Annotated in this window: 20 protein-coding genes and 4 pseudogenes; 11 read left to right on the top strand and 13 right to left on the bottom strand. The window is 71.1% G+C overall.

Annotated elements, in window-relative coordinates:
- Positions 1-35 precede the first annotated feature (35 nt).
- The 4 genes and pseudogenes from AC07C1_RS36280 to dapE all read left to right on the top strand — a co-directional run.
- Positions 36-197: pseudogene (locus tag AC07C1_RS36280) on the top strand (hypothetical protein); the annotation flags it as partial.
- Between the two features lie 95 nt (positions 198-292).
- Positions 293-877, top strand: a pseudogene (locus tag AC07C1_RS36275) (transcriptional regulator); the annotation flags it as partial.
- Between the two features lie 205 nt (positions 878-1,082).
- Complete coding sequence (locus AC07C1_RS36270; RefSeq protein WP_478946153.1) at positions 1,083-2,537, top strand: amino acid permease; 1,455 nt, start codon at positions 1,083-1,085, stop codon at positions 2,535-2,537.
- Positions 2,534-3,589 carry a succinyl-diaminopimelate desuccinylase gene (dapE, locus tag AC07C1_RS36265; protein WP_478946151.1) on the top strand — a complete coding sequence of 352 codons (1,056 nt, stop codon included), beginning with the start codon at positions 2,534-2,536 and terminating at the stop codon, positions 3,587-3,589. Before AC07C1_RS36270 ends, dapE begins: the two co-directional genes overlap by 4 nt.
- Here dapE and AC07C1_RS36260 read toward each other — a convergent pair.
- Complete coding sequence (locus AC07C1_RS36260) at positions 3,570-5,123, bottom strand: PucR family transcriptional regulator (protein ID WP_478946149.1); 1,554 nt, start codon at positions 5,121-5,123, stop codon at positions 3,570-3,572. The genes dapE and AC07C1_RS36260 overlap by 20 nt on opposite strands.
- 102 nt (positions 5,124-5,225) lie before the next feature.
- Between AC07C1_RS36260 and AC07C1_RS36255 the strand changes: the two genes are divergently transcribed.
- The 3 genes from AC07C1_RS36255 to AC07C1_RS36245 all read left to right on the top strand — a co-directional run bounded on the left by AC07C1_RS36255 (position 5,226) and on the right by AC07C1_RS36245 (position 7,456).
- The gene (locus AC07C1_RS36255) at positions 5,226-5,981 is read left to right on the top strand and encodes a chorismate synthase (protein ID WP_478946147.1); all 756 of its coding nucleotides are present in this window, start codon (positions 5,226-5,228) and stop codon (positions 5,979-5,981) included.
- Positions 5,978-7,087: an o-succinylbenzoate synthase gene (menC, locus tag AC07C1_RS36250; RefSeq protein WP_478946145.1), complete on the top strand. Its 1,110-nt coding sequence runs from the start codon at positions 5,978-5,980 to the stop codon at positions 7,085-7,087. Before AC07C1_RS36255 ends, menC begins: the two co-directional genes overlap by 4 nt.
- A gap of 72 nt (positions 7,088-7,159) precedes the next feature.
- Positions 7,160-7,456, top strand: a complete 297-nt coding sequence (locus tag AC07C1_RS36245; RefSeq protein WP_478946211.1) for a DUF6233 domain-containing protein — start codon at positions 7,160-7,162, stop codon at positions 7,454-7,456.
- A gap of 522 nt (positions 7,457-7,978) precedes the next feature.
- On the opposite strand, the pseudogene AC07C1_RS36240 reads toward AC07C1_RS36245, so the two are convergent.
- A pseudogene (locus tag AC07C1_RS36240) lies at positions 7,979-8,167 on the bottom strand (helix-turn-helix domain-containing protein); the annotation flags it as partial.
- Between the two features lie 105 nt (positions 8,168-8,272).
- On the opposite strand from AC07C1_RS36240, the gene AC07C1_RS36235 reads away from it, so the two are divergent.
- Positions 8,273-8,815, top strand: coding sequence for a GNAT family N-acetyltransferase (locus AC07C1_RS36235; RefSeq protein ID WP_478946201.1), 543 nt, complete (start codon positions 8,273-8,275; stop codon positions 8,813-8,815).
- A gap of 17 nt (positions 8,816-8,832) precedes the next feature.
- Here the strand turns inward: AC07C1_RS36235 and AC07C1_RS36230 are convergent.
- Both AC07C1_RS36230 and AC07C1_RS36225 read right to left on the bottom strand, forming a co-directional pair.
- Positions 8,833-8,967: pseudogene (locus tag AC07C1_RS36230) on the bottom strand (IS481 family transposase); the annotation flags it as partial.
- A gap of 10 nt (positions 8,968-8,977) precedes the next feature.
- Positions 8,978-9,640 carry an alpha/beta fold hydrolase gene (locus tag AC07C1_RS36225; protein WP_478946143.1) on the bottom strand — a complete coding sequence of 221 codons (663 nt, stop codon included), beginning with the start codon at positions 9,638-9,640 and terminating at the stop codon, positions 8,978-8,980.
- 236 nt (positions 9,641-9,876) lie between these two features.
- Between AC07C1_RS36225 and AC07C1_RS36220 the strand changes: the two genes are divergently transcribed.
- Both AC07C1_RS36220 and AC07C1_RS36215 read left to right on the top strand, forming a co-directional pair.
- Positions 9,877-10,593 (top strand): AraC family transcriptional regulator, encoded by a 717-nt coding sequence (locus AC07C1_RS36220; protein ID WP_478946141.1) that lies wholly within the window; start codon positions 9,877-9,879, stop codon positions 10,591-10,593.
- A 586-nt stretch (positions 10,594-11,179) separates the two neighbouring features.
- Positions 11,180-11,539, top strand: a complete 360-nt coding sequence (locus AC07C1_RS36215) for a hypothetical protein (RefSeq protein WP_478946139.1) — start codon at positions 11,180-11,182, stop codon at positions 11,537-11,539.
- A 410-nt stretch (positions 11,540-11,949) separates the two neighbouring features.
- On the opposite strand, the gene AC07C1_RS36210 is transcribed toward AC07C1_RS36215, so the two are convergent.
- The 6 genes from AC07C1_RS36210 to AC07C1_RS36185 form a co-directional block, all read right to left on the bottom strand.
- Entirely contained in the window at positions 11,950-12,351 is a 402-nt protein-coding gene (locus AC07C1_RS36210) for an HNH endonuclease family protein (RefSeq protein ID WP_478946137.1), read from the bottom strand.
- A gap of 112 nt (positions 12,352-12,463) precedes the next feature.
- Positions 12,464-12,865, bottom strand: a complete 402-nt coding sequence (locus tag AC07C1_RS36205) for a zf-HC2 domain-containing protein (RefSeq protein WP_478946135.1) — start codon at positions 12,863-12,865, stop codon at positions 12,464-12,466.
- 130 nt (positions 12,866-12,995) lie between these two features.
- Positions 12,996-13,691 carry a response regulator transcription factor gene (locus AC07C1_RS36200; RefSeq protein ID WP_478946199.1) on the bottom strand — a complete coding sequence of 232 codons (696 nt, stop codon included), beginning with the start codon at positions 13,689-13,691 and terminating at the stop codon, positions 12,996-12,998.
- Entirely contained in the window at positions 13,688-14,914 is a 1,227-nt protein-coding gene (locus AC07C1_RS36195; protein ID WP_478946133.1) for a sensor histidine kinase, read from the bottom strand. Before AC07C1_RS36195 ends, AC07C1_RS36200 begins: the two co-directional genes overlap by 4 nt.
- A gap of 448 nt (positions 14,915-15,362) precedes the next feature.
- The gene (locus AC07C1_RS36190) at positions 15,363-15,767 is read right to left on the bottom strand and encodes an SRPBCC family protein (RefSeq protein ID WP_478946131.1); all 405 of its coding nucleotides are present in this window, start codon (positions 15,765-15,767) and stop codon (positions 15,363-15,365) included.
- A gap of 26 nt (positions 15,768-15,793) precedes the next feature.
- A complete protein-coding gene (locus AC07C1_RS36185) occupies positions 15,794-16,267 on the bottom strand; it encodes an aldo/keto reductase (RefSeq protein WP_478946129.1) in 474 nt (157 codons plus the stop codon).
- Here AC07C1_RS36185 and AC07C1_RS36180 point away from each other — a divergent pair.
- Complete coding sequence (locus AC07C1_RS36180; RefSeq protein WP_478946197.1) at positions 16,168-17,076, top strand: LysR substrate-binding domain-containing protein; 909 nt, start codon at positions 16,168-16,170, stop codon at positions 17,074-17,076. The genes AC07C1_RS36185 and AC07C1_RS36180 overlap by 100 nt on opposite strands.
- A gap of 128 nt (positions 17,077-17,204) precedes the next feature.
- On the opposite strand, the gene AC07C1_RS36175 is transcribed toward AC07C1_RS36180, so the two are convergent.
- The 3 genes from AC07C1_RS36175 to AC07C1_RS36165 all read right to left on the bottom strand — a co-directional run bounded on the left by AC07C1_RS36175 (position 17,205) and on the right by AC07C1_RS36165 (position 19,942).
- Positions 17,205-18,329: a S8 family peptidase gene (locus tag AC07C1_RS36175; protein WP_478946127.1), complete on the bottom strand. Its 1,125-nt coding sequence runs from the start codon at positions 18,327-18,329 to the stop codon at positions 17,205-17,207.
- A 600-nt stretch (positions 18,330-18,929) separates the two neighbouring features.
- Positions 18,930-19,154 (bottom strand): translation initiation factor IF-1, encoded by a 225-nt coding sequence (infA, locus tag AC07C1_RS36170; protein ID WP_010981942.1) that lies wholly within the window; start codon positions 19,152-19,154, stop codon positions 18,930-18,932.
- On the bottom strand, positions 19,151-19,942 hold the full coding sequence (locus AC07C1_RS36165) for a GNAT family N-acetyltransferase (RefSeq protein WP_478946124.1): 792 nt from the start codon (positions 19,940-19,942) through the stop codon (positions 19,151-19,153). Before AC07C1_RS36165 ends, infA begins: the two co-directional genes overlap by 4 nt.
- Positions 19,943-20,054 lie beyond the last annotated feature (112 nt).

Below are 20,054 nucleotides of genomic sequence, written 5' to 3'. Positions count from 1 at the left end.
AGTGTTGAGCCGCCAACTCAGACACGGGGGTAGTGATGACTGGTCAGTGGGAGACGCTCGGCGAGGCAGGTGGCATAGAGGCGTACGTGCACCGACCCGCGGGTGAGGTGCTGGGCGCCGTGGTCGTCTGCTCCGAACTGTACGGAGTCAATGCCTACGTCCGCGGGACCTGCGCGGAGTTGGCGGCGACCGGGTACACCGCGCTGGCGCCCGACTACTACTGGCGCAACGCTCGCCGCACCGAACTCGGTTACTCGCCCGAGGAACGGGAGAGCGGCCTGGTGTTGACAAGGGCTGCGACCACGACTACGTCATCGACAAGCCGCCCGCCCAGGTGCCTCCGCCGCCGGTGGAGCAGGACGCCGGAACGTGGGCGGCGACGCAGGGCGCAGTGCACGGGCGGCAGACGAGGGTGCAGATCTCGGTTCAGGGGCGGTCGTCCACGGCCGTGGTCCTGGAGGCGCTCCACGTGCGCCTCGTCAGCCGCGGCAACCCGGCCGCCGGGAGCGCGTACGCCATGGGCCAGGGCTGCGGCGGCGACCTCGCTCCCCGACGATTCACCGTGAACCTCGACGTCGACCGCCCCATCGCCCGCCCGACGGACGGCGCCGACAGCGAACACACCATCCCGGCCGTGCACTTTCCGTACCGCGTCTCCGCCGAGGATCCGGAGGTGCTGCTGGTCGCCGCGACGACACAGACCTACGACGCCCGCTGGTACCTCGAACTCGACTGGTCCTGCCAGGGCCGCACCGGCACGATCCGCATCGACGACCACGGCCGCCCGTTCGACACCACCAGCATCAAGGGGATGCCGCGCTACTGGTACGGCACGAACGACACAGGCGCGCGTGCCTGGGTCCCGTACGACAGCTAAGGGCTTCCAGACGCTCTCGGTATCGGCTTTTTGCGGCGCCTGGGTAGCCCCCAGGCACCGCACCCGGCACACGCCGCCCACCACCCCCTTGTTCACTCGGCCAATCGACCACCCGTACCTTTGGCCGATCCGCACACCCGACCACCCCACCCCCCTCCGCATCATCGAGGGCCAGACAACGCCCGAAGGCACAGGGAGCAGTGGGATGGGGAACGTGGGGGTCCGGCCGGAGGCCGGACCACAGGGGACACAGGCACGTCGGCTCACCCGGCGGCAGCCGGTGCAGCGCCTCGTCGGTGAGGCCGCCGGCAGTCCGCTCAGGCGGACCATGGGCGTGGCCCAGCTGACGCTGCTCAGCGTGGGGGCCACTCTCGGCACGGGCATCTTCGTGGTGCTCGGCCAGGCGGTGCCGCAGGCGGGACCGGCCATCGTCGTCTCCTTCGTGCTGGCCGGCGTCACCGCCCTGTTCTCGGCGCTTTCGTACGCCGAGCTGGCCGGCATGATCCCTGGCTCGGGCTCCTCGTACAGCTACGCCTACGCCACCCTCGGCGAGCTGGTCGCCTGGGTGTGCGGGTGGTGTCTGATCCTGGAGTACGGGGTGTCCGTGGCCGCCGTCGCCGTCGGCTGGGGACAGTACGTCAACGAGTTGCTCCAGCTCACCTTCGGGGTCACCCTTCCCGACTCGCTCAGTGCGCCGCCCGGTGCCGGCGGCACCATGAACGTCCCGGCCGCCCTCATCGTCGTACTCGCCATGGTCGTCCTGCTGCGCGGGGCCAAGGAGAGCGCGGTCGCCAACACCATCATGGTCGCCGTCAAGATCGCGGCCCTCGTCCTGTTCTGCGCCGTCGCCTTCACCGCCTTCCGCGCCGGGAACTTCCACCCTCTCTTCCCGCTCGGCGCTGCCGGCATGAGCGCCGGAGCGGCCTCGCTCTTCTTCTCCTACATCGGGTTCGACGCCGCCTCCACCGCAGGTGAAGAGGCACGCAACCCCCAAAGAGACCTGCCGCGCGCCATCATCCTGTCCCTCGTCCTGGTCACCGCCCTGTACGTGCTCGTCGCCGTCGCCGCGCTCGGTGCCATGCCGTGGAAGCAGTTCGCGGGGACCGAGGCCACGCTCAGCGAGGTGCTCGTACGGTCCGTCGGGGGCGGAAACCTGTGGCCGATCCTGCTGTCCGTCGGCGCGGTCGTCGCCACCACCAGCGTGGTGCTCACCGTGCAGTACGGGCAGATCCGCATCCTGTTCGCGATGGCCCGGGACGGGCTCGTGCCCCCGATGTTCGCCAAGGTGCATCCCCGCACCGGCGTGCCCCGCGCCAACACCGTGATCGTTTCGGCGTTCATCGCCGTCCTCGCCGCCCTCGTCCCGCTCGGCAGCCTCGCCGACGCCACCAGCATCGGCACTCTCTTCGCGTTCATGCTGGTCAACCTGGCGGTCGTACTGCTGCGTCGGCGCAACCCCGACACCCCGCGCTCCTTCCGGGTGCCGCTGTCGCCCGTCACGCCCCTGCTCGGCGTCGGGTTCTGCGTCTACATGCTGGGCAGTCTGGGCGCCGGCACCTGGATCGCCTTCGGCGCGTGGATGGCCGCCGGGCTGGTGATCTACGGCCTCTACGGCATCCGGCACTCCAAGCTCGACCAGCCACGGGAAGACCCCGCATGAGCACCCTCGACCTCACCGCCGACGTCGTCACCCTCACCCGCGCCCTTGTCGACCTGCCCTCCGAGAGCGGTCGGGAGGACGTCATCGCGGACGTCGTCCACGCCGCCCTGCGCGCCCTGCCCCACCTCACCGTCGACCGGGTCGGCAACTCCGTCGTCGCCCGCACCCACCTCGGCCGTCCCGAACGCTCCCTGATCGCCGGGCACCTGGACACCGTCCCGGCCGCCGGGAACCTGCCCTCGCGGCTCGCCGACGGCCGTGTGCACGGGCTCGGCGCCTGCGACATGAAGGGCGGGGTGGCCGTCGCCCTGCGGTTGGCGGCCACCGTGTCCGCGCCCGTCCGCGATCTCACGTACGTCTTCTACGAGTGCGAGGAGGTGGAAGGGGACAGGAACGGGCTCGCCCGCATCAGCGCCGAGCGGCCCGACCTGCTCGCGGACGCCTCACTCGCCGTCCTCATGGAGCCCTCCGACGCCGGCGTGGAGGCCGGCTGCCAGGGCATCCTCACCGCCGACATCATGGTCAAGGGCGCCCGCGCCCACACCGCCCGCGCCTGGCAGGGCGTCAACGCCGCCCACAAGGCCGCCCGGGTCCTGCGGCGGCTCGACGAGCACCAGCCGGAGCGGGTCGTCGTCGACGGGCTGGAGTACCGGGAGGGGCTCAGCGCCGTCGTCGTACGGGCCGGGGTCGCCGGGAACGTCGTCCCCGACGAGTGCGTCGTCACCGTCAACTGCCGCTTCGCACCCAGCCGTTCACCCGAGGAGGCGGAGGCGTACGTGCGCTCCCTCTTCCCGGAGTACGAGGTTCGTGTCACGGAAGTCGTCGCGGGCGCCCTGCCTCACCTGGACCGGGTCGGCGGGCTCGTCGCCGCGCTCGGTGCCGGGCCGCGGCCCAAGCTCGGCTGGACGGACGTCGCCCGGTTCGCCGCCCTGGGCGTGCCCGCGCTCAACTACGGCCCCGGGGACCCGTCCCTCGCCCACACCGCCGGGGAGTACGTCCCCGTGGAGCACCTCGAGCACTGCGAGAGCAGGCTCAGGGCGTGGCTGAGCTGAGACCCGCTAGCACCCTCAACTGCAGCCACAGCACCAGCCGCTTGTCGGGGTCGTCCAGGTCCACCCCGACGTGCTGCTGGAGCTGCTTGAGACGGTAGCGGCAGGTGTTGGGGTGCACGGCGAGGAGCTTCGCCGCGCCCGCCATGTCACAGCTCGCGTCGAACCAGCAGACCAGTGTGCGCGCGTACTCCGTGCCGTGCGCCGCGTCGTACGCCACCACCCGCTGCCACGCTCCCACGCTCAACTCCCGCCGTCCGCCCATCACTTCGGCCAGCCGCAACAGCGTCACCCGGTGCCGCACCTCGTCCACGGTGGCCACCGGCAGCTCGGCGTCCAGCACCCGCAGCACCAGGTCCGCGTCCGCCCTCGAGTCCGCCAACGCCGCCGCGTCCGGCACGACCTCGCCGAGCGCCGCCCGCACCGGCACCCGCAGCGCCTGCCCGGCCCGCGCCACGATGTCCTCTGCCAGTTTTCTGTGCCGCTCGCCCGGCCCGGGCAGTACCGCGTACACCACCCCGTCCACCAGCACCCCCGCATGCCGGCCGTAGCGCGCCTCGCACTGCAGCCGTACGACGTCCAGCAGGCGCAGCGCCGTGCGCTCGGCGTCCGGAACGCTCGCGGCGGAGTCCAGCACGAAGGCCACCACCCGGGCCGGCCCGGCCAGACCCAGGCGTTCGCCCGCTGTCTCCGCATCCGCCGCCGTGCCGTCCAGCAGGCGGCGCAGCAGCTCGCTGCCCCGGTGCCGAGCCAGTTCTCGGGCCGCGCGGGCCCGCAGCAGGAGCAGGGCGGCCGTGGAGGCGCCCTGGGCGAGGGTGTCCTCGGCGTCCGGGGCGAGCGAGCCGGCGTCGATCACCCACACCGAGCCGAGCGTCTCCCCGCCGGCCCGCACCGGCATCGCCAGCCGGGGCAGGTCCCCGTCGCACAGCGCGGGCAGGCGGAGCGGGCGGTCGGCGGCGAACAGCCGGCGGTACTGCCCGGTGTTCTCCGCGCTGGCCGGCACCTGGCGGCCGAGGATGCTCTGTCGGCGGTCCTCGTCCACCGGCTGGCCGGGGACGGTGGAGTAGGCGAGGATCCGCTGCCGGGGATCCTCGACGGCGGTGGCCCCGCCGGTCGCCGTCGCGATCGCGTCGGCCAGCGCGAACAGGTCGCCCAGCCCGCTGTCGGAGGCCGCTGTGGTGGGCCGTGCGGCGATGGCCGAGGCCAGCAGCAGATGCACATGGTGCCAGGCGGCGTCCTCCGCGACGGACAGCAGCGCCACGCCGTGCGCCTCCGCCTGCTCGACCGGTCCGTCGGCGCCGCGCACCACCACCCCGGTCAGCCCGGCCTGACTCGCCGACCGCAGCAGCGGCCCGGATTCCGCCGCCGGCACGCCGACCGCCAGCAGCAGCGCGCCGGGCAGCCGAGGGAGCGGGGTGCGGCCGTCGTAGAGCACCGCCTCGGTGACCGGTACGGCCTGCCCGGCGGGGGCCGTGTGCATGCGCAGGGCGGGGCCGCCGACCACGTCAAGGAGATCACCGAGGGTGCAGACGTCCATGAGTGGTTCCCAGCAGGCTGTTGGCGGATGGTGAAACGAACGTTCGCATGCCTTGGCCACTCGCACAACACGCGAGGGGTCGGCTCCTTCGAGACTCGTGCCATGAGAGCAGGAGTCACCATCCGTACCGTCCACGACGTCGCCGGGCTCGGGGCCGTGGCCGACTACTTCAGCGACGTCTGGCAGACCCCCCGCACCGCCCCGCCCTACCCGGCCGAGGTCCTGCACAGCCTGGTGCACGCCGGCGGCGCGGTCCACGCCGCGTACGACGGGCAGCGGCTCGCCGGCGCATCCGTCGCCGTCCTCGGCGCCGAGCGCAGCACGTACTCGCTGGTGGCCGCCGCCGACCGGGGGCTCGGGCACGCCGTGAAACTGGCCCAGCGGGACTGGGCGGCCGGGCTCGGCGCCCGCACCATGCGCTGGACCTTCGACCCGCTGGTCGGCCGCAACGCCCGCTTCAACCTGGTCAAGCTGGGCGCCGCCGGCACGGAGTACCTGGTCGACTTCTACGGCCCCATGACCGACGGCATGAACGACGGCGACGAGAGCGACCGGCTGACGGTGGCGTGGGACCTGGACACCGCGCGGAGCGGGGACGAGTCCGTGCCCCACGCCGGCGCCCCCGTCACCCACACCGCCCCCGACGGCGCCCCCCTCGCCCGCCGCGACGAACGGCACCTGTGGTGCCGGGTGCCCGAGGACATCGTCAAGCTGCGCGCCGCCGACCCGGCGCTGGCGCTGCGCTGGCGGCACGCGGTGCGCGAGGTGCTGCTGACGGCTTTCATGCGCGGCTTCCGGGCCACCGGGATGTCCCGCGACGGCTGGTACACGCTCACCCGGACGGAGGGGCCCGCATGAAGCTCGAACGCGTCGAGATCGTGCACGTCGCGATCCCGCTGGTCACCCCGTTCCGTACGTCCTTCGGGACCATGACGACGAAGGACTCCTTCCTCCTGCACGTCGTCACCGACTGCGCCGAGGGCTGGTCGGAGTTCGCCGCCGACCCCGAGCCGCTGTACTGCTCGGAGTTCGTCGCCGGCGCCGAGATCGTGCTGCAGGACTTCCTGATCCCGCGCGTGGCGGCGCTGGGAGAGGTCACGACCGCCGCCCTCGCCCCGGCCCTGGCGAAGATCAAGGGCCACGAGCTGGCCAAGGCGGCCCTGGAGACCGCCCTGCTGGACGCCGAGCTGCGCTCGTACGGCATGCCGCTCTCCGTGTATCTCGGCGCGGTACGGGACCGGGTGCCCGCCGGGGTGTCGGTCGGCATCAAGAACTCGGTGCCCGAGTTGCTGGACGACGTCGAGCGCTACCTCGCCGAGGGCTATGTCCGCATCAAGCTGAAGATCGAGCCCGGCTGGGACGTCGACCCGGTCCGCGCGGTTCGCGAGCGCTTCGGTGCCGACCTCCCGCTCCAGGTCGACGCCAACACCGCGTACACCCTCGCGGACGCCGAGCACCTGCGACGCCTCGACGACTTCGGGCTGCTGCTGATCGAGGAGCCGCTGGAGGAGAACAACCTGCACGCCCACGCCCACCTCCAGCAACGGCTGCGCACCCCCGTCTGTCTGGACGAGTCCCTGCACCACGCCCGCGACACCGCCGCCGCCATCGCGATGGACGCCTGCCGGGTGGTGAACGTCAAGCCCGCCCGGGTCGGCGGCTACCTGGAGGCCCGCCGCGTCCACGACGTGGCGCACGCGCACGGGGTCCCGGTGTGGTGCGGCGGCATGCTGGAGACGGGCATCGGCCGCGCCCCCAACCTCGCCCTCGCAGCCCTCCCCGGCTTCACCCTCCCCGGCGACACCTCCGCCTCGTCCCGCTACTTCGCCGAGGACATCACCGAGCCCTTCGTCCTGCACAACGGCCACCTCCCGGTCCCGGCCACCCCCGGAATCGGCGTCGAGCCCCTCCCGGAGGCCCTACGCCGCTTCACCCGGGAGCGACGGGACCTGTACGCGGCATGAGGCACAGGTGGCGGTCACGTCAGGGCCGCTTCACCAGAAGGACGGCGGCGTGGAGGCCGCGGAGTACCGGGTGTGGGTCCGCGCCCGACCATGCCGGCCGACGACGTCGACTACGACCAGGTCGCCACCGAGCGGCTGGAGCCGCCGCCCACGTCGATGGTCCGTGAGGTGCTCGGGGAGCGCCGGCCCTCGGGCTGGGTGCCGGCGAAGGCCCGCGAGGGCCGGGGCCCACCCCGGGGTGTGCTGCACGCGCCGGACTGCGAAGAGGCACCGCAGGGCGCGCCTCTGCTCGATGTGGAGCACGCGCTGAACGTCGCGGGGACCCCGGGACGCGGCTGTGCACGCTGTGCGGGTGCGCTCAGGAGCTGACGCCGATGCTGAGCGGCTACGAGGTGGCGGGGGCGGCGTCCGGAGGTCATCGGAGCGTACAGCCTCCGGCGGAGTCCTCCGGGTCGCGGACGAAGCCAAGGGAGTCGGTACCTGACCGGCGGCGTCGGCGGACTTCTGCCGCAGGCGCCCCACCCTCCGCCTCACCAGCCGGCCCCGGCCGGCCTGGCGGCCCAGGACTTTGTGGCCGCCGCCGTCGCGGATACGGCCGAGTTTCTTGACGTCCACGGGGACCAGTTCGCCGGGCCGGTCGCGTTCGTAGCGGCGGATGGGCCGGCCGGTGGGCCGGTCCAGGAAGGCCGGACGGTTCAGGCCGTGCCGGGTGAGGATGCGGTGCACGGTGGAGGCGGGCAGGCCCCGGATGGGGCCGATACGTGCCGGGCCAGCTTGCGGTCCTGCCGCAGCCTGCAGACATGCGCCTCGGTGGCGGCTGCGGTCCGGTGCGGTGCGGTGTCCTGCGGGGACAGCTGGAACGGTCGATGAGTCCGCTCTCGCCCTCGGACCGCCAGCGCCCCAGCGTCGGATCCACTTGTGGGCCGTGGGACGGGCCATGCCCATCTCTGCTGCGACGTGGGCGACGGGACGGCCGGAGCGGACACGTTCGACGAGCAGCCACCTGCCGTGAACAGTCAGCCGGGCATTACGGGGACACGAAGGCCTCCGTGCGGTGAAGATCCGACACCTCCACCACACACGGGGGCCTTCGCCACGATCAAGACCGGCCCGCGTTAACAACGCGTGTCTCGAAAGTGCCTGGTGAGGATGGTGGAGAGCCAATTTGTGATCCAGAATGACTGGATGGTCACGCTTGAGACTCCCCGTTTGATCCTGCGTCGCTGGCGCGAGGAAGACGTTGCGCCCATGGCTGCCGTCAATGCCGACCCGGAGGTCATGCGGTGGATCCGTGACGGCAGCGTCCGTGACGAACAGCAGACTCGCGGCGGGGTCCAGGCATGGGAGAGCGAGTGGGAGTCACAGGGCTTCGGTCTGTTCGCCGTGGAGATCCGGTCCACTGGCGAGCTGGCCGGGTTCACCGGCCTTTCGGTGCCCGACTTCCTGCCGGAGGTACTGCCGGCGGTTGAGGTCGGCTGGCGGCTGGGACGTTCCCACTGGGGGCAGGGCTTGGCCACCGAGGCCGCTGTGGCCGCTGTACGGTTCGGGTTCGAAGAGCGAGGGCTGGAGCGGATCGTCAGCATCATCCAGGTGGGCAACGACGCCTCCGAACGGATCACGACCAAGCTGGGGATGCATCCGGTCCGTGAGACCGTCAATCCCACCTGCGGTCGGCGAGTGCGGTTGTTCGAGTTGTTGTCCAACCAGTACGTCACAACTACTCGTTGATGGCGGCTACGAGCGCAGCGAGCCGACCATTTCGATGCAGTGGCACGGGAGATGCCCATCTCGGCTGCGACGTGCGCGATCGGGCGGGTGCGGCAGCGCTCCATGAGCCGTTTGCTTCCTTCTGGGGTCAACCGGCTGTTGCGGTGCGGCACTCCGGGCTGCTCACGTCAGTAGTTCGGCCACGGCACCCGGGGCCTCACGCATTGCGTCGTGGCCGGTTGGGAGGTCGTGCACGTGCCAGTCCGGATCGGCTTGCAGTCGGGTGCGGAGTTCAGTGAAGGGGGTGCGGTCCTCCCATCCGGAGCAGTAGATGAACTCGCGGCGGGGCACACGGTCGACGGCACCGGTAAGCCGGATCGTCTGCATGAACGAGGCGAGCGGATGGGGACGGCGGCGGGGATCGCCACCGGCAGGCGGAAGCACGGCGTAGCCGGTGCCCGCGGCGCCGGCGATGAACGCTTGTCGGTAGCGCTCGGTGGTCGACAACCAGCACGACTCGCCGTCGCGCGGCACGTAGGCGTCGAGATGCACAAGTCGTGAGACCCGGCCGCGGGCACGGTCGGCGGCGGCGGAGATCACCATCCCGCCGTAGCTGTGGCCGACCAGCGTCGCGCTGGTGATGTGAGCGCGATCGAGGAGGCGCAGTACGTCGTCGGCGTGGGTGTCAAGGTTGGCGGTCGCAACCGTCACACGGTCGTCGTCGGGCCGCAAACCGGTCAGGGTCAGGGCGTGAACGGTGTGACCGGCACGCTCAAGCAGCGGAACCACCGCGTCGAACGACCAAGAGCCGTGCCAACCGCCGGGCACGAGGACGAACGTCGCCATCGGCTTCTCCTCTCTTGAGCCGCGTCATCGAGGCGCGCCCCCGATGACGTGTGGTTCTGCGGGGCGCTGTCCGCGGCTCATAACCACTCCAGATCATCACGCCGGGGCATGGCCGACCACCGATAAGCTGCCGCATGATGCCCGATCGCCGCCAACCGCGTAGAACCACCACCGTAACGTCAGATGTGTGGCCGTCTGGTGGACGGCACCGCTGGCCGTCCGGTGGAGCAAGCGCAGTGCAGTCGCACGCACGTGGACACCTGGTATACGCGGCCACCGGCGTCTTGGCGGTGCACACCGACCGCGGCACGTCGATCGTCCCCGCCCACCGGATCGCCTGGACCCCCGCCGGATACACGCACCAGCACCGCGCCCACGGCGACACCGACATGCGGATCGTCTTTCTTGCGCCATCCCTGGCTCGGCGCATACCAGACCGGCCCGCCGTGTTCCTGGCCTCCGGCCTAGCGCGCGAGGTCCTGCTCGCCCTGACCGGGCCGCACAACTACGGCCATGCCGCGCCGGCCTATAGCCGCGCCGCCCGTTCTCGCCTCTTACGGGTCCTCGTTGATGAACTCCGGGCAACACAGGAGCAGCCACTGCACCTGCCGGAGCCACAGGATGACCGGTTGCAGTCCCTCGCGCGGATGCTGTCCGAGAGACCGGCAGACAACGCCTCGCTGACCGAACTCGGGAAGATGATTGGAGCCAGCTCCCGCACCCTCAGCCGGCTGCTGCGCAACGAACTCGGCATGACCTTCTATGAGTTGCGCACCCAGCTACGCATCTACCACGCGCTCGTGCTCCTCGCCGACGGCCACGACACCACCCAAACCGCCTACGCCTGCGGATGGGCCAACCCGAGCAGCTTCATCGCCGCCTTCACCGACATCATCGGCACCACCCCAGGCCGCTACCGAGCCAGCCGCCAGAGCGTCGTTCGCGGGTCCTGACTCCAGGCCGGCCGTGCCCCAGGCCCTGAACCGGTTCGCACTCGCGCCCCGAACCCGCGCCAGGCGCGGCCCCGACAGCCCAGAGACGCCAACAACCTCATGACCAGCAACACCTAGAGCCCGCTGCCTGGGATGGGCAGGTCATCTCCGGCGCGGTCCGGTGTGGTCGGCTCATGGCGAGCATCGGCTCCGTCGGAGAAGACAGCACACCGCGACGCCGTAGCCGCCCGCGTACTGGGAGATCCGGTTGTGTGCTCGTGCCTTGGTTTGCCACCGAATGTGCATGCGGGTGTTGTGGCCGATGAGTAAAAGTACTCATGACGCTTACGGAGCTGCGGGGCATGATCGGGGGATGACGACGCCAAGGAAGACGAGAGCCCGGCTCGGGATGCTGCCGCTAGCGGTGATGCTCCTGCTGGCGGCGGGGTGCGGAACGCAGCGGGCGGAGGATACCGCCGACTCCTACCGGCGTTCGCATCCCACGCCGACCGGCATATCGACGCCGAGTACACCAGCGGACTTCCCCTGTCCCGGCGAGAGCCCCAAGCCGACGGCGCCCACCGCCGCCACTACCCCAAGCTCAACCGTGCCGCCGACCGACCACTACGCCGAAAACCACGGCTTCGAAGTGCCCATCCCGCTCCACGGCCAGAACCGCTGCGACGGACTCACCGCCGTCGGACGCGTCAAGCGTGCACTCGAACCACTGCGCCGGCGCGGCGACTTCGCGCCGGACCATGTCCGCAACGCGCTCACCAGCCTCGGCTACTCCGCCGGGAAGGTGCAGGCACACCAGGACGGGTCCGCCGGGGTCGGCTTCCTCATCGACATCGGCGCCTCCCCCTGGTGTGTGGAGGGCACGATGAGCAGTGACTCCACCAAGGCCGATGCCTTCGGCGGCTACCCCGACGGCACCGCCTGCGAGCCCCCGAGCGGCGGCCACTGACCTTCTGGCACTCGGTGCTGGGGTTCTGTCAACCTCGACCGCTCCACCAACGCTCCGTGAGATCCCTCCCCTCCTGGCCGGGCGCGGGTGTGCGGCCCTCGGCCGTGCCGGCCCGCGTGACGGCGCGACCTCAGCCTCGTTCTCGTTGGACGGTGCGGCATCGGGCCTCGGGCCCCGGGACGCGGTGGCGGGGACACGCGGCGTCGGCACCTGCCCCTGGTGGGCGTTGAACCCCTGCGCAACGTGGACGCGGGCCGGGTGCCTGCTGGACTTCGGGGCGGACTACACGCGGCCCTGGTCCGCTGCCGAACGGCGCCGCTCCCCACCACACCCCCGCGCACTCGGCTGGGAAGCTGGTCTGTTCCGTAAGGTTCAAATCCAAGGCCTCGGCGGGGACTTGCCCCGAGGGCTTACCGAGCCGGCGTGACGACCACGGGTGCGTTCGGGCAGTGGCCGAGCGCCGCGGTGAGCGCGGCGTGTTCGCCCGTGTCGACGCTCAGGCCCCAGCGGTTGTCGGCCACTCGGCCGGTGACGTACTGGCAGCGGTAGCCCGCGGCCGGCGGCAGCCACGTGCCGGGGTCCTGGTCGGCCTTGAACTGGTTCGAGGCCGCCGACACCGCGATCAGGGCACGCTCGTCACCGAGGTCGTTGGCGTACGCCTCGCGCTCCTTCGCGCTCCAGGCGGAGGCGCCGGAGTCCCAGGCCTCGGCGAGCGGGACCAGATGGTCGATGTCCAGACCACCAGGCCCCTGGATGTGCGGTCGTCGTACGGCGAACACCACTCGCTCCCGCCGAGGAGGGCTGGTGATCACAGGGGCCTTCCTACGCCGGCCTCCGCCCGGACCGGTGGGTATGAGCTCAGTGGCCGCCGGCCCCCCACTTCGAGTACGGCCGCCCGGGCGGATCAGTACGCTCCCCAGTCGCTCACCTGACGCAGGCAAGCCTGCTCACCCATTGTGACAGCGTGAGCGAGGTGGCCAGGGGCCCTGGGGCGGTACTGCGCCGACGGTGTGGGTGCCGTCCATGGGGGGGCCCGCTGGGGCCGGGCAGGTACGACGGCTGCTGCCGGCCGGTGCCGTACGCCAAGGCCTTGCGGAGAGGGGAAAGGTGGGCGGCCACGGCCTCAAGGCAGTGATGCTCGTCCCGACAGTCGGCGCAGGTCGCCAGGTGGGCGCGGACCGCGGTCGCCTCGTGGGGCTCCAGGATGTTGAGCGCGTGTGCGGCCAGCAGGTTGCTGATCGTGCGGCAATCCTGGGGAGGGGTGACCGAGGTGGGCTCTTCGTGCGGCGCGGGGCTGAGCTCGACGGCTATGCCAGTTCTGTCCATGCCCCCACCATCGCCCAGGAAAGGGCCCTCGCGCGTCGTCCTCGTGCGGCGATTCCCGGGTACTGCGGGCGCGGTATGCGGTAGGTCGGCCTACCACCCGGACAGGGCGTTCCGCGGCTGCGCTGGGCGTTCAGCCAGGCACTGAGGGACGAGTCGTGGTCGCCCCCGGGCTGACCAGTCCGCATTGGTAGGCGATGACCACAAGCTGGGCCCGGTCGCGGGCGGCCAGCTTGGTCATGGCCCGGTTGACGTGGGTCTTGGCCGTCAGCGGGCTCACAAACAGACGCTCGGCCATCTCGTCGTTCGACAGTCCCAGCGCGACAAGCCCCACGACATCGCGTTCCCGTGGCGTCAGGCATCCCAGCCGCTCGTGCACGGCTGCCGTGCACGGTTCCGGCTGCGCTAGAAATCGCCTGATCAGCCCCCGGGTCGCCGAGGGGGACAGCAGCGCGTCCCCGGCGGCGACCGTGCGGACAGCATCAAGCAGCTCCTCGGGGCTGGCACCCTTGCCGAGAAAGCCGCTCGCGCCCGCCCGCAGTGCCTCTGCCACGTACTCGTCGTCCTCGAAGGTGGTCAGGATGAGGACCTTCACCCCGACGAGGTCCTCCGCCTCGCCGATCAGCCGCGTGGCGACGAGGCCGTCCATCTCGGGCATGCGGATGTCCATCAGGATCACATCAGGTTGCTGCGTCCGCGCCAGCTCGACTGCCTCGCGGCCGTTGGACGCCTCGCCCACGGTCTCCATGTCGTCGGCGGAATCGAACAGCATCCTGAAGGTGCCCCGCAACAAAGCCTGGTCATCGGCGAGCAGTACGCGGATCGTCACACCCATCTCTCCTCGGTGATCTGCCCGATCGGCGCCCCCGCAGCCGCGCCGCGCCGCAGCGGCAGTTCGGCGGTCACGGTGAAGCCACCGTCCGGGCGTGCTGCGGCCTCCACCTTTCCTCCGACGCTGGTCGCACGCTCGCGCATCCCGATCAACCCGTGTCCGGTCCCGGGGTGGGGCCGGTGCAGTCCGGCGCGGCCGTCGTCCTCCACGGTGATCGTCAGCCATTGAGGCCGGTAGTGCAGGCACAAGCGGGCGTGGTCGGCTCCGGCGTGCTTGCGCACATTCGTCAGGGCCTCCTGCACGATGCGATACGCGGCCAGGTCGACCGCCGGCGCGAGCGGCTCGGCCAGGCCGTGGCATGTGTGTCTGACGGACAGGCCGACACGCTCGAAGGACGCCAGAAGCGCCGGTACCTGCGCCAGGCCCGGCATCGGATCCCGTGGCGCTTCGGGATCGTCGGACTGCCGCAAGAGGCCCACGGTCACCCGGAGTTCCTCCAGAGCCGACCGGCTGGTGTCCCGGATGCCCTCCAGAGCGGTGACCAGCTGCTCCGGCCGCCGCTCCACCAGGTGAACAGCAACACCGGCCTGCGCGTTGATCAACGCGATGTGGTGCGCCACCACGTCGTGCAACTCCCGTGCGATCCGGACCCGCTCGGCCGCCACCCGCTGCCGCGCCTCCTGCTCACGCGTCCGCTCCGCGTGCGCCGCCCGTTCCTCCACAGCCGCCACGTATGCGCGGCGGGAACGCACCCCATCCCCTACGGCGGCGGGCAGGGCCGTCCAGGCCAGCATCGCCGCGTTGTCCGGGGCGAGCCATGAGCCGGGGCCGAACACCATGGCTGCTCCGACCAGCAGGGCAGCGGAGGCAGATGCCACCATCCAGGTGGTCCGCCGGTCGGTGCGGGCGGCCACGGTGTAGACGGACACGATGACCGGGCTCGTCACCAGTGGACTCTCCCGAACGCCGAGCACCTGGAAAACCACCCCGCAGGCGAGGGCGGTGGCCAGTACCCCGAACGGGTGGCGGCGCCGCCACAGCAACGCGAAGCAGCCGACCGCCGCCAGCGCGACGGCAGGCCATTGGATCGAGAAACGGTGCTCGTGCGGGATGACGGAGGCGGCCACGACCGACAGGACGAACAGCACAACCGGCCCCAGTCCGTCCAGCGTGCCGACCGGGGCTCCTACTCCCCGTCGCCAACCGTTGCTCACTGCCATGCCACCAACCGTAGGGGCGATGCCCGAACGCCGCCGGTTGGTCACCGCCGGTCCACTGCCGAGGCATCCGATCGGCCCCAGCCGGGACAGCCATGCAGGTCTCCAGCAGGGCACCCCGGTGTGGAGGGGCACAAGGTCAGCGGTTCCGCTGAACCGATGTGTTCCCGCGGTCCCCACTCGACAGCCGCGCCCAGGTGGCCGGCTGCCTCTGCCGTTCGAGCCATCGCCCGATGTCGTCGCCGTCGTCAGTACGCCGTCAGTACGCCGGGATGAGTGTCAGGCAGTAACGCCCAGCCGGGACAGCCGCTCCTGCTGCTCCGTCGGGGAAGTCGGTGGCGTCCATACCCCTGCACGCCGAGCGCCGGGGCGTTACCAGGTTGTACCGGGCCGCGCCGGGTAGCTGATGCCTGCCCGGCGGCACGACCCGGGGCACTGCCCGCGCACGTCCTCAGGCGCCGAGCGCCTGCCTCAGTGCGGCCAGCCCCTCGGTGTAGATGTCGCGGAAGAGGGCGGTCGCCTCGTCGTCGCCGACCCCTGCGGGGGTGAAGGTGCCGGACCACTGCACTCGCGACGCCCCGGAGCCGGGCACCTCGTGCACGGTCAGCGTGGAGCGGTAGTCGGTGACGGGGAAGGGCGCCTGAAGGATGGAGTAGCTGTAGGTGCGTGCCTCGTTGTCGAACGCTTCGAGACGTTCGACGATGACGCCGCCTTCCTCGTTGGTGAGGGTGCGGACGCGACCGCCCTCACCGAGCCTTCTCTGCGGGATGTACGGCAGCGAGCCGAAGCCGCCGACGAGCTGCCAGACCCGGTCGGGGTCGGCGGGGATGTCGAGGGACGCGGTGGTGTGGGCCATGATCGTCTCCTTGGCGGACGCAGGGGTCAGACGGTGGGTACGGGGGCGTCCTCGGCGATCAGCCCATCCTCGCGCAGCGCCGTCAAGAAGGCCGCCGGAACGGTCTCACCGAGCGCGGCGACGTCCTCGGCGATGCGGCTCGGCCGCGTGGCTCCGGGGATGACCGCCGCGGTGGCCGGATGGGCGAGGGAGAACTGCAGTGCGGCCGCCTTCATGCTGACGCCGTGCTCCGCGGCGAGGGCCTTGATCCGCTCCACCTGGCGATGACGGAAGGCGGTGCCTGCTGGTACTCGAAGTGCTGCCCGCCGGCGAGGACGCCGGAGCTGTACGGCCCGCCGACCACGATGTCGACGTTCTGTACGGCTGCTGCCGGCAGCGGCCGCTGCAGGGCGCGCTCGTGATCGAGAAGGGTGTAGCGGCCGGCGAGCAGGAACGCGTCCGGCTTCGGCTCGTCGAGGACGTCGGCCGCGCCGCCGAGCGGCTGCACATCTCCCAGTCACCGCTCAGCCGGCAGATCGCCCAGCTGGAGAAGAACCTCGGACTCACCCTCTTCGAGCGGGGCCAGCAGAGGATCCGGCTGACGTCGGACGGGCGGGTCTTCCTGGCGGAGGCCCAGGCGCTGCTGCGGCACGCGGACCGCCTGGAGAACCTGGGGCGCCGACTCGGCCGAGGTGAGGAGGGCGGTCTCTGCATCGGCTACACCGCCGACGCCATGCACACCGGCATCCTGCACGGTGCGCTGCGCGCTCTGCACGACGAACGCCCAGGAATCCACGTCGCCCTGTACAGCCTGCCTCCCGCCGAGCAGTTCGAGGGCCTGCGGCAACGCAGCCTCGACATCGCCCTCGTCCAGGAACCCCCGCCCGGCGATGATCCCGACCTGCTGGCCGCGCCCTTGCTGGAGGACCCCCTGCTGCTCGCCCTGCCGGCACGCCATCCTCTGGCCGACCTGGCGGAGCTGACACCGCAGGACCTCGACGGCCAGCCGTGGATCGCCGTCGAGAACCCTCAGGACCCGGGCTGGCGCGACACCTTCGTCGCTTCGTGCGCCGCCTCCGGGTTCACCCCGGACATCCGCATGGAAGCCGCGGAGCCACTGACCGCACTCGGTGTGGTCGCCTCCGGGCTCGGACTCGCGCTCGTGCAGCAGAGCATGGTCCGCGGCATGTCGGAAACCGTCGCGGTACGCCAACTGCCCTGGCACGACCGGTGCGTCCAACTGTGGGCGACATGGCACCGAGTCGATCTGCACCCCGTGGTCGAGTCGTTCCGCGCGACCGTGCTCCGGTCCGGCCGCACAGGACAGTGAGCACCCTGCCACGTGCGTCCGGGCAGCTCACCCGGGTCATCCCGGACACGTCGCGGCCCGTCTCAGCCGTGTGGTCACCCAGACCATGACGGTAGTTTCCAGGGCGTACGGTGAGCGGCCGGGGCGGGTCAGAGGCCACCCGTGTTCAGCAGCCGGTTGGGAGTGTCGGAGCGGACACCGCGCACGGCACCCCGGGTGGCCGTGTGGTCGAGCCAGACATGGACCTCGTTGGCCGTGGCGTGGGGGTGTGCGGACAAGTACAGCGCGATCACGCCGGTCGCATGCGGGGCGGCCCAGGACGTCGCGCCGTCGTTCTCCGTGGTCGTACCGCCGCCTGCGAGAGCGGCGGTCACCTTCTGGCCGGGAGCGTACAGGTCCACACATCGTCCGTAGCCCGATCCATAGGAGCCGCTGTCGCTCCACGCGCGGTCGTTCGAGGTGGAGGCCGCCACGACGATCGTGCCGGGGACGCCAGCCGGAGAGTGCTTGCAGGCGTCATCGTGGAAGTTGCCGGCCGACACCACCGTCGGGATTCCTGCGTCGACCATCTTCTTCACGGCCGACTCCAGAGCCACCGACCGGTGGTCAAGGTTGAGCGACATGTTCACCACCGCAGGCTTCTGCGCGTGCGCGGTGACCCACTTGACCGACTTCACCAGGGCCGCCTCGGCCAGCGCCGGGGAGCCGCCGCCCTCACTCTCGCACAGGATGCCCTGCACCCGTACCAGCTCCGCTTCGGGCGCCACCCCGTACCTCGCCCCGCCGATGATGCCCGCGACGAACGTGCCGTGGCCGGTCCCTGCCTCGCTGAAGCAGTCACCGGAGTCCTTGGGGCCCACGAAGTCGGCGCCGAGGTGGGCGCGTTCGCCGAACTCCTTGTGGGCGATGTCCATCCCGGTGTCGATTACGTAGACGTGAACTCCCTTGCCCGTGGCGGCGGTGGTGAACTGCCCGTTCAGGGGCCGCGACCGCTGGTCCAGGATGTCCAGGTTCCACGGCACGTGCCGGGTGATCGGCGACGTCGCGGTCCGCGGGATCCCGGACAACTTCCCCACGGTGGGGGAAGGCGTCGGCACCGAGCCGGACGACGCCGCGTCCCTGGAAGGCGCCACGGACTCCGCCGTCCCGTGCGCAGGCAGCTTCCCGCCGCTCCCCCCGGCCGCCGCGCCGGCTTCCCCGCCGCAGGCCGAGGCCCCGAGCACCGTCACCACGGCGACCACCATCAGACCGGCCTTCGTCACGTTCCGCGTCACAACGCCCCCTTGTTCCGTGCACAGTCAGCGCACAAGACGGACACAGGTAGCGGACGGTTCCAGCCGCGTGCGAGCGGGGTCGAGCCGCCGAGCCCGCAAACCCTCACGGCGGTCGTCCACACCGAGGGCGCGGCATCCAAGTACTCACCCACACCAACGATCACCGAGCATGAACCGACCAGGACATCGTCGTCAGGGATCGGTGCAGGCCGTGAAGAAGGCCGTACGGCACGCCCAGGAAGACGCGGCCGGCCGGACCCAGCCGGACCGACGCGGCAGAACAGTACCTCCACCCTGGCGGACACCGCCGACAACACCGCAAGCCACGGTCGAATCGTCACACGGGACATGGCCGAACAGGGCCGTTCAACAAGACCGTGTTACGAGCTCATAGTGATCCGGGCGCATCCTGTACGTGCTGCACAACGACATCGCCTGGCAACTGCCGCCCCCGGAGCTGGGGTTCGGCTCGGGCCAGACGTGCTGGCCGCCGCCGGAGCGGTGGCCGCCGCGGCCGTGCGAGCCATCGTCGGGGCCCGGTCACGGAAACGCCGTGACCGGAGCCCCAGGATCAGCTACCGCGGAAGGCGGCGACCGCCGCTAGTTCCGGTACCGGAACACGATCCGGCCACGCGTCAGGTCGTACGGCGGGAGCTCCACCAGCACCCGGTCCTCCAGCATGATCTTGATGTAGTTCTTGCGGATCTTCCCGCTGATGTGCGCGAGCACCTGGTGGCCGTTCTCGAGCTCAACGGTGAACATGGCGCTGCGCAGGCACTCGACGACCTTGCCCTCGACTTCGATGACGTTCTTGTTCTTCGTCATCGCACCAGCTCCAGGTTGCTGCTCATCGGCCGGGCGCCGATGCCCTCGAACAGCGCCGAGGCTGCTTGGTTGGACTCGTGGACTTCGGTCCAGGCCGCGGCGAGCCCGGAGCGGTGCAGCGTCCCCAGGGCGTGGGCCAGCAACGCCCGCGCGATGCCGCGGCGCTGCTCGCCGGCCCGGACCGCGACCAGCCCGATGCGCGGCCGGTTCACCGTCACCACCCGGATCAGCCCCAGGTAGTGGTCCGGCGCCGCGGCCACCGCGTACTTCGACGGGTCGACGATGGTGTCGCCTGCGGGACGGGGAATTACCTCCGCGGGCATCGACTGCCACCCGACGGTCGCCTCGACTTCGTCACGGATCGCGCGGTCCACCGCCCGCAGCAGACTCTCGTCCGCCTGACCGGCGGGCACGATCGTCACGCCCGAAGGCGGCACGACTGCTTCGAGCCCTGTGACCCGCGGGTCGGTCGGCACGACGTACTCCCACTCGCGGCGCCGGATCGTGAATCCGGCCCGCCGCCAGCCGGCCGTCAGCTCGACGTCGGCTTCGTCGACCACCGTGTACAGCGGCGCCGGCAGTTCCACCAGCATCGCCTCGGCGAGCCGGTCGAAGGCGGCGTCGTGCCAGGCATCGATGCTGACGAACAAGCGTCCGTCGGGCCGGTGCTCCGCATGCCCGCGGCCGACCACCAGGTCGTCATCCAGTGCATGCCATTGCCTGTCCGCGACGCGCGTGATCATCACCGCGTTCTCGCTCAGGCCAGATGTGAAAGGCTTCGTGTTCATCGGAGTCTCCCTCCAGGAGTGCCTCGATCTCAGGCGCTCCTGGCGACACCGAACGTCAGCCGCCGGACCGTGACGGGTTGAGGGAGCACCCACGGGTAACTGTGTTCACGGG

The organism is Streptomyces sp. NPDC045022, assembly GCF_056432605.1.
Note: the sequence above shows the minus strand (reverse complement) of the source record. Positions and strands in the feature narration are given on the sequence as shown.